The 8,251-nt window shown below is 71.0% G+C and carries 9 protein-coding genes; 3 read left to right on the top strand and 6 right to left on the bottom strand.

Going from position 1 to position 8,251, the window contains the following annotated elements; genetic code table 11:
• Positions 1–82: 82 nt before the first annotated feature.
• Positions 83–277, bottom strand: coding sequence for a ubiquitin-like protein Pup (locus ABZ215_RS42690; RefSeq protein ID WP_017982463.1), 195 nt, complete (start codon positions 275–277; stop codon positions 83–85).
• A 70-nt stretch (positions 278–347) separates the two neighbouring features.
• Positions 348–1,850: a depupylase/deamidase Dop gene (gene dop, locus ABZ215_RS42685; protein ID WP_020422790.1), complete on the bottom strand. Its 1,503-nt coding sequence runs from the start codon at positions 1,848–1,850 to the stop codon at positions 348–350.
• A gap of 93 nt (positions 1,851–1,943) precedes the next feature.
• On the opposite strand from dop, the gene ABZ215_RS42680 reads away from it, so the two are divergent.
• Positions 1,944–2,453 (top strand): NUDIX domain-containing protein, encoded by a 510-nt coding sequence (locus ABZ215_RS42680; protein WP_237335128.1) that lies wholly within the window; start codon positions 1,944–1,946, stop codon positions 2,451–2,453.
• A gap of 19 nt (positions 2,454–2,472) precedes the next feature.
• Here ABZ215_RS42680 and ABZ215_RS42675 read toward each other — a convergent pair whose 3' ends face one another.
• The 3 genes from ABZ215_RS42675 to ABZ215_RS42665 all read right to left on the bottom strand — a co-directional run bounded on the left by ABZ215_RS42675 (position 2,473) and on the right by ABZ215_RS42665 (position 4,497).
• Positions 2,473–3,072, bottom strand: a complete 600-nt coding sequence (locus tag ABZ215_RS42675; protein ID WP_354711292.1) for a hypothetical protein — start codon at positions 3,070–3,072, stop codon at positions 2,473–2,475.
• 66 nt (positions 3,073–3,138) lie between these two features.
• Positions 3,139–4,065 (bottom strand): aldo/keto reductase, encoded by a 927-nt coding sequence (locus tag ABZ215_RS42670; protein ID WP_027936580.1) that lies wholly within the window; start codon positions 4,063–4,065, stop codon positions 3,139–3,141.
• A gap of 90 nt (positions 4,066–4,155) precedes the next feature.
• Positions 4,156–4,497 (bottom strand): hypothetical protein, encoded by a 342-nt coding sequence (locus ABZ215_RS42665; protein WP_354956586.1) that lies wholly within the window; start codon positions 4,495–4,497, stop codon positions 4,156–4,158.
• 81 nt (positions 4,498–4,578) lie between these two features.
• On the opposite strand from ABZ215_RS42665, the gene ABZ215_RS42660 reads away from it, so the two are divergent.
• The gene (locus ABZ215_RS42660) at positions 4,579–4,854 is read left to right on the top strand and encodes a hypothetical protein (protein WP_237334946.1); all 276 of its coding nucleotides are present in this window, start codon (positions 4,579–4,581) and stop codon (positions 4,852–4,854) included.
• Between the two features lie 56 nt (positions 4,855–4,910).
• Here the strand turns inward: ABZ215_RS42660 and arc are convergent, their stop codons facing one another.
• Positions 4,911–6,719, bottom strand: a complete 1,809-nt coding sequence (arc, locus tag ABZ215_RS42655; protein ID WP_026153131.1) for a proteasome ATPase — start codon at positions 6,717–6,719, stop codon at positions 4,911–4,913.
• A gap of 478 nt (positions 6,720–7,197) precedes the next feature.
• Between arc and ABZ215_RS42650 the strand changes: the two genes are divergently transcribed.
• Positions 7,198–8,016, top strand: coding sequence for a hypothetical protein (locus ABZ215_RS42650; protein WP_354956583.1), 819 nt, complete (start codon positions 7,198–7,200; stop codon positions 8,014–8,016).
• The last annotated feature ends 235 nt before the right edge of the window (positions 8,017–8,251 follow it).

Genomic DNA, 8,251 nt, shown 5'->3' with positions numbered 1-8,251 from the left:
GCGGGCGAAACACCCGCGGAAGCGCGACAGCCGGCACTACAAGCTACTCGGTGCGACCACCCTAGTGGCCGCGGGTGAGCGGTTACTCGCCGCCCTTTTGCACGTAGGCGCGCACGAAGTCCTCGGCGTTCTCCTCGAGCACGTCGTCGATCTCGTCCAGGATCGTGTCGACGTCCTCACCCAGCTTCTCGCGGCGTTCCTGGCCGGCCGGGGCACCACCCTCGACCTCGTCGTCGGAGCCGCCGCCACCGTGCTTCTCGATCTTCTCCTGAGCCATCTCGCCTCCCGGTGAGTCCTGTCCCTAGCCTACCCAGAGACCACGACAATCGGTGGTTTTCCCGCTGCGGTCAGTCGGAACCCGTCAGCGCCTCGACCAGTTCCTCGGCCGTCTCCGACTCGTCCAGCAGCCGGCCGACGTGCGCCTTCGTGCCCCGCAGCGGCTCCAGCGTCGGGATCCTGACCAGGGACTCCTTGCCCACGTCGAAAATCACCGAGTCCCACGACGCGGCCGCGATCGACGTCGCGTACTTCTCCAGCGCCCGCCCGCGGAAGTAGGCGCGCGTGTCCTCCGGCGGGTTCGTGATCGCCGCCTGCACCTCCTCCTCGGTGACCAGCCGCTTCATCGAGCCGCGCGCCACCAGGCGGTTGTACAGGCCCTTCTGCAGCCGCACGTCCGAGTACTGCAGGTCCACCAGGTGCAGCCGCGGCGCGGCCCACCCCAGGTTGTCCCGCTGCCGGTAGCCCTCCAGCAGGCGCAGCTTCGCGGGCCAGTCCAGCCGGTCCGCGCACTCCGCGGGGTCCCGCGCCAGCGCGTCCAGGATCTCGCCCCAGACCCGCAGCACCTCCTTGGACACCGCGTCCCCGCCCGTGCGCTCCAGGTGCGCCGCCGCCAGCTCGTGGTAGGCGAACTGCAGGTCGAGGCCGGTGTACTTGCGGCCGCCCGCCACCCCCACCTTCGTCTTCAGCGTCGGGTCGTGGCTGATCTGGTGCACCGCCCGCACCGGCTCGTCCAGCTTCAGGTCGTCGAACCGCTGACCGGCCTCGATCATGTCCAGCACCAGCGCCGTCGTGCCCAGCTTCAGGTACGTCGAGTACTCGGCCATGTTCGCGTCGCCGATGATGACGTGCAGCCGCCGGTACTTGTCCGCGTCCGCGTGCGGCTCGTCGCGGGTGTTGATGATCCCCCGCTTCAGCGTCGTCTCCAGGCCGACCTCGACCTCGATGTAGTCCGAACGCTGCGACAGCTGGAAGCCGGCCTCCTCACCCTGCGGGCCGATACCCACCCGGCCGGAACCGGTCACCACCTGCCGGGACACGAAGAACGGCGTCAGCCCGGCGATCACCGAGGTGAACGGCGTCGAACGGGCCATCAGGTAGTTCTCGTGGGTGCCGTAGCTGGCGCCCTTGCCGTCCACGTTGTTCTTGTACAGCTGCAGCACCGGCTGCCCGGGCACGGTGGCCGCCCGCATCGCGGCCTCCTCCATCACCCGCTCGCCCGCCTTGTCCCAGATGACCCCGTCCCGCGGGTTGGTCACCTCGGGCGCCGAGTACTCCGGGTGCGCGTGGTCGACGTAGAGCCGGGCGCCGTTGGTCAGGATGACGTTGGCCGCGCCGAGGTCCTCCACGTCCGGGTCGTGCCCCGGCCCGCCGGGCCCGGCCAGGTCGAAACCACGGGCGTCGCGCAGCGGCGACTCCACCTCGTAGTCCCACCGCGCGCGGCGCGCCCGCGGGATGTCCGCCGCCGCCGCGTAGGCCAGCACGACCTGCGTCGATGTCAGTACCGGATTGGCCGTCGCGTCGCCCGGCACGGCGATGCCGTACTCGACTTCGGTTCCCATGATCCGCCGCATGTCCCAAGCCTACGGGTCGCGGGCGGCAACGGTGAGTGGGCCACCGGTTGCGACCAGGTAAAGCACCCGGATCTGCCATGCTGGCTCAAGATGGTGAGCAGTGCTGAGGAAATGGTCGCCCACTACGACGCCGCGGGCGCGGTCGTGGGCCGGGTGCGCCGCGCCGACATGCGCGAACAGGGGCTCTGGCACGCCGCGACGCTGGTGCTGGTGCGCTCCGGGGACGGCTCCCGCGTGTACGTGCACCGGCGCTCACCGGACAAGGACGTCTTCCCCGGTCTGTACGACTGCTGGGCGGGTGGCGTGGTCGCGGCGGGCGAAACACCCGCCGAGGGCGCGGAACGGGAGCTGGCCGAGGAACTGGGCGTGCGCGGCGTGCCCCTGCGACCCCTGTTCACGTTCACGTTCGAGCAGCCGCCGGTGCGCTGCCACTACTTCGCCTACGAGGCGCGCTGGGACGGCCCGGTCGTCCACCAGCCGGAGGAAATCGTCTCCGGCCGGTGGATGCCCCTGGACGAGCTGCGGGCCTTCGCGGAGGACCCGGAAAGCCCTTTCGTGCCCGACGGCAGGCACGCGATCCACGAGTGGTTCCGCCGCGGGTAGCGCTTTCCCGCCCGGGCGGTCAGCTCCGCGGCAGCTTCCCGGCGGCCAGCGACGCCAGGCCCTTCACCGCTTCCGCGGCCCGGTTCTGCGTGCTCGCGGTGACCTGCAGGCCGGACAGCACGTGCCCGCCGGCCAGCAGCAGCGTGCAGGTGGTGCCGTCGCACCAGGCGCGCGCGGCCTCCGCGCCGGCCGGGCGGGCGACCGTCAGCGCCGTGCCGTCGCAGTCGACCTGCGCGAGCACCTCGGCCGCGGTGCGGTCGAGGTAGCCGGTGACCTGCTGCGTCAGCGAGGAACCGCTGTTGTAGAGCCAGGTCGAGCCACGCGGGTCCCCGGCGGGCACGGCGTCGAAGCAGGATCCGTTGGCGGCGCGGGCCGCCGCCTCCCGCACGCCCTCGCCGGACAGGTCGCTCTTGGTGAGCACCGCCGCCGCCACGTCCTCGGCGATGTGGTTCACCGGGGTGTTCGCCGCCGCCTGGCCGACCGAGACGCTCGTCGAGACCGACGGCGTCGTCACCGGCGTCGTCGCGTCCGCCGGCTTGTCGTAGTAGGTCTCCAGGTCGTTCGGGCGATCCGCGCACCCGGTGAGCCCGGTCAGCACGACCGCGGCCAGGACCACCATCCCTCCATGACGCACGGTGACGTTCCCTTCAGTATGCGTTGTGGGCGCTGAGATTAGTCGAAGCCTTCACTGCCACTGCAGCGAGGATCGCCGATCCCAGTACCGTTCCGGCGGCTCGGCCAGCGCCCGCAGCGCCGCGAGTTCGCCCCGTGGCAGGTCGACGCCGTTCGCGGCGAGGTTGGCGGCCAGCTGCTGCGGGCTGGACGGGCCGATGAGGACCGTGTCCGCCCACGGCTGGGCCAGCACCGCCGCGATCGCCACCGCGTCGGCGCCGACTGCGTAGCGTTGCGCCAGGCGGGTGATCGCGGGCGGCGGGTTGACCACCAGCCTGCCGTTGGCGAGGGTTTCCTTGACCAGCACCAGGTTCCCGGCCGCGTGCGCCTCCGCGAGCGCCGGGCCTGCCGACGGTTCGAGCAGGTTCCAGGTCGACTGCACGGCCGAGAACACCGGCCGCCCGGCCACTTCCAGCTCGAACGCCCGCCGGATCACCTCCGCCTGCTTCGGCCCGGAAGTGGAGAACCCGACGCGCACGCCGTCGTCGCTGAGCGCCGCCAGCGCCCGCTGCAGCGCCTCGTCGGTGAACAGCGGGCTGTCCACGGTGAGCGAGTGCACCTGGTAGAGGTTGATGGCGTTGCCGAGCAGGGAGCGGCTTTCGGTCCACTGGCGGGAGAACACGCCCGCCGAGTGCTCCTTCACCTCGTGCATCGTGGCGTCCATGCGCCAGCCGCCGACGTAGGTGTAGCCCCACTTGCTGGACACGGTGAGGTCGCCGTGGCCGCGCTCGGCCAGCCACCCGGCCAGGAACTCCTCGGCCCGGCCGTAGGAGCGGGCGACGTCGATCCAGCGCACACCGGCCGCGTACGCCGCGTCGAGCACCGCGAACGTCGCCTCGCGCATCGTCCGCACGTCCCGCCGGACCGGGAGCTCGCTGCTCCGGCCGAGGTTGATGTAGGCGGGCCGCCCGAGGGCCGCCAGGCCGAGTCCGATTCGCAGGGGACTGTCCTTTCCGTGCGGGTTTTTTCCGGGTCGCCCGCGGAGCGGGCCGCCGGTGGTTTTTCGCCGAAAGCCGCCGTGTATAGGTCGTTATACGCCTGATGCTCGTTGACGGAGGATGTCCAGCCACTGCTCGGAGTTCAGCGCCTGCCGGTGGAGCTTCTCCAGCCGCGCCGCCGGCGCCCGCACGTAGCCCTTGCCGAAGACCGGCGCGATCTGGCGCAGGCTGGCCCCCTCCTCCCGCGCCGCCAGCAGCACCCAGTCCGACGCGTCGGCACAGGCCGCCGACGCGCGCCGCAACTCCCCCAGCAGCCGGATCAGCTCCTCCGGCGGGACGGCGTGCGCGCGGACCGCCTGCGCGGTCTCCTCGAGCCAGGTCAGGACGTCGGCTTCGGTGATCGGGGCGCGGATCTCGGCCGCGGGCTCGGTCATGGCGCGCAGTATAGGTCGTTATACGGCCGCCGCGGGACGACACGCCGGGCAACCGGAACCGCCGGGAAGCGTCTTCACCACGTGCCCGACAAGATCATCCGACGGCTCCGCGGCGGCGCGGCCGCGGTCGCCGTGACGGTCCTCCTCGCCCCCGTGCACGGCATGGCGGTGCTGGTGTTCCTGTTCTCGGCGGAGCGGTACGACTCCAGCGGCCAGGGCGGGCCGTTCCGCAGCTGCACGCCGGACTCGCTGTCCTGCGCCGGGCCGAACGTGCCCCTGATGATCGGGTGCGTGCTGGTCGTGGCCGGCGGGGTGCTGCTCGCCTACTGGGCGGGGCGGCGCGCGGCGCGCCCCTGACACGGCGGAGGCCGCCGACCCGGACGGATCGGCGGCCTCCCCTGGCCCACCTGTGGTTACAGGTACTGGCCGGTGTTCGTGGCCGTGTCGATGACGCGGCCGGACTCCTGGTTCTTCCCGGTGACCAGCGTGCGGATGTAGACGATCCGCTCGCCCTTCTTGCCCGAGATCCGGGCCCAGTCGTCCGGGTTGGTGGTGTTGGGCAGGTCCTCGTTCTCCGCGAACTCGTCGACGATCGCGTCGAGCAGGTGCTGCACCCGCAGACCGGGCTGCTTGGTCTCCAGCACCGACTTGATCGCCGCCTTCTTCGCCCGGTCCACGATGTTCTGGATCATCGCGCCCGAGTTGAAGTCGCGGAAGTACAGGACCTCCTTGTCACCGTTGGCGTAGGTGACCTCGAGGAACCGGTTCTCGTCCGTCTCCTCGTACATCCGCTCGACGGTGTTCTGGATCATCGCGTCGATCGTGGCCTGCGCGTCCCCGCCGAACTCGGCGAGGTCGTCGGCGTGGATCGGCAGCCCCGGCGTCAGGTACTTGGAGAAGATGTCCTTCGCACCCTCGGCGTCCGGCCGCTCGATCTTGATCTTCACGTCCAGCCGGCCCGGCCGCAGGATCGCCGGGTCGATCATGTCCTCGCGGTTGGAGGCGCCGATGACGATGACGTTCTCCAGCCCCTCGACACCGTCGATCTCGGCCAGCAGCTGCGGCACGATCGTGGTCTCCACGTCCGAGGAGACGCCGCTGCCGCGGGTGCGGAAGATCGACTCCATCTCGTCGAAGAACACGATCACGGGCGTGCCGTCGGAGGCCTTCTCCCGAGCCCGCTGGAAGATCAGGCGGATGCTCCGCTCGGTCTCGCCGACGAACTTGTTGAGCAGCTCCGGGCCCTTGATGTTGAGGAAGTAGGACTTGGCGTCCTTCGAGTCGCCGTCCCCGCGTGCCTCGGCCACCTTCTTGGCCAGCGAGTTGGCGACCGCCTTCGCGATCAGCGTCTTGCCGCAACCGGGCGGGCCGTAGAGCAGGACGCCCTTGGGCGGCCGCAGCTCGTACTCCCGGTAGAGGTCGGCGTGCAGGAACGGGAGTTCCACCGCGTCGCGGATCTGCTCGATCTGCCGCCCGAGACCACCGATGTCCTCGTACCGGACGTCCGGGACCTCTTCCAGCACGAGGTCCTCGACCTCGGCCTTGGGCACGCGCTCGTAGGCGTAGCCCGCCTTCGAGTCCACCAGCAGCGAGTCGCCCGGCTTGAGCGTCTGCGCGGCCAGCGGGTCGGAGAGCCAGACCACCCGCTCCTCGTCGGCGTGGCCGACGACGAGAGCGCGGGCGCTGCCACCCTCCGTGGCCGGCGTCAGGACCTCGCGCAGCGAGCAGACCTCGCCGGTGAGCTCGAAGTCGCCCGCCTCGACGACGGTCAGGGCCTCGTTCAGCCGGAGCGCCTGACCGCGCTGGAGGGAGTCCACCTCCACCGCGGGCGACACGGACACCCGCATCTTGCGGCCTGCCGTGAACACGTCGACGGTGTTGTCCTCGTACGCGGCGACGAACACGCCGTACCCGCTCGGGGGCTGGGCGAGCCGGTCGACCTCTTCGCGCAGCGCGAGGAGCTGTCCCCGCGCCTCGCGGAGGGTCTCCACGAGCTTGTTGTTCCGCTCCGTGAGCTGGGCGACTCGTTCCGACGCCTCGGCGAGGCGCTGTTCCAGCACACGGTTCTGACGGGGTGATTCGGTTAGTTTCCGCCGCAGCAGAGCCACTTCCTCTTCCAGGAAGCGGACCTGCCGCGCCTGCTCGTCCGGCGTCGTTCCAGCTCCACTGATCTCTGAAGGGTCGGCGTCCTCGTGCCGACCTCCGGGAAGGTCGTGTTGCATGTCGGCACCTCCTCGGAGTGCTTTTAACCCACGGTACCGGCGATCACCGACATGAAAAGCCCTATCCGCATCACAGGATCGGCGCGTCGCATCACGAACCCGGACGGAACCGTTACACAGGCGTCCCGGCGGGCGGTCGGCGAACCGCTCGAAAAACTACGGACAGTAGCCACCCGGCCACCAACAGCGGCCATCCGGGCGGTGAGCGATTCACTCATGTCACGACCACCCAACCAAGGCTTTACAGGACATTCACAGGGCGTCTTCCCCTTCTCCTCCTTCTTCAAACCCGGGCGGTTTTCACGTCGCCGCACCGGATCGCGGGCCGCCACGCCGGGCGGCCAAGATCGAGTTGTCCGATATCGGCGCTACGATCGCTCGCGTTACAGCCCCGGTTCGCGTCCGGGGAGAAACCGGATGCCGCTTCGGCGCGTCGAAGGCAGGCAGACACCCGACGTGAACGAGGAGACGGCCGTCCATGACCTACCCGCCGCACGGCCCGGGCCGGCCCGGGCCCCAGGGCCCCTACGGACAGCCGGGCCCGTACGGGCAGCAGCCCGGACACCCCCAGGGCGGACCGCGGCAGCCCGGCTACCCGCAGGGCGCGCCCCAGCCGCCGCAGCAACCGCAGACGCCGCCGCCCGGGTTCGCCGGCACGACGCAGCAGTTCGGCGCTCCGGGCCACGGCGCTCCGGGCCACGGCGCTCCCGGCTTCGGCGCCGGCGGCTTTGACACTGGGGGCGGCTTCGGCGGCCCGGGCGGTGAGCCGCCGAAGAAGAAGACCGGCCTGATCGCCGGCATCGCGGCGGCCGTGGTCGTGGTCGCCGGCGTGGCTGTCACGCTGGTGCTCACGCTCGGCGGCGACGAGGAGAACGGCGGCACCACCACGGCCGCCGCGGGCTCTTCCTCGGCCGCGAGCCCCACCGCGCGCGCGAACTCCTCGACCCCCGCCGCGCCGTCGTCCCGCTCGTCCCGCACGACCGGTTCCACCGCGGCCGGCGGTGGCGGCACCGGCGGCGCGGACAGCGTCGCGCAGCAGGTCGTGGACGCCATGAACGCCCGCAGCGCCAGCCGGTACGCCGCGCTGACCTGCGGCGGCGCCAGCGAGAGCGAGGTGTCCTCGCTGCAGTCCCAGTGGGACGCGGCGACCGAGCTGCAGGCGACCATCTCCGGCCCGGCCGAGATCACCGGCGACACCGCCAAGGTGCCGGTCGCGCTGCGTTACAACGGCGACCAGCAAAATGCGAAGATGCCGCTGAAACGACAGGGGTCGAACTGGTGCGTCGACGAGTCCTGAGCCCACCCATCCGAGAAGGGGTAACCCGATCATGACCTACCCGCCGCAACAGCCCGGGCCCTACGGGCAGCAAGGCCCCTACGGGCAGCAGGGCCAGCCGGGCCCCTACGGGCAGCAGCCGGGCGGCGGCTACCCCCAGCCGCGATCAGGCCCCGCCGTCCGCGAGGGACGTTCGGGGCCTGATTTCGCCGTGGTTACCGGTCAGTTCAGGGAAGTTCGGTTCCGCGGCCGTCAG

Origin of the sequence: Amycolatopsis sp. NPDC006131, from assembly GCF_040614175.1 — a bacterium.
GTDB classification, from domain to species: Bacteria; Actinomycetota; Actinomycetes; order Mycobacteriales; family Pseudonocardiaceae; genus Amycolatopsis_E; species Amycolatopsis_E tucumanensis.
Note: the sequence above shows the minus strand (reverse complement) of the source record. Positions and strands in the feature narration are given on the sequence as shown.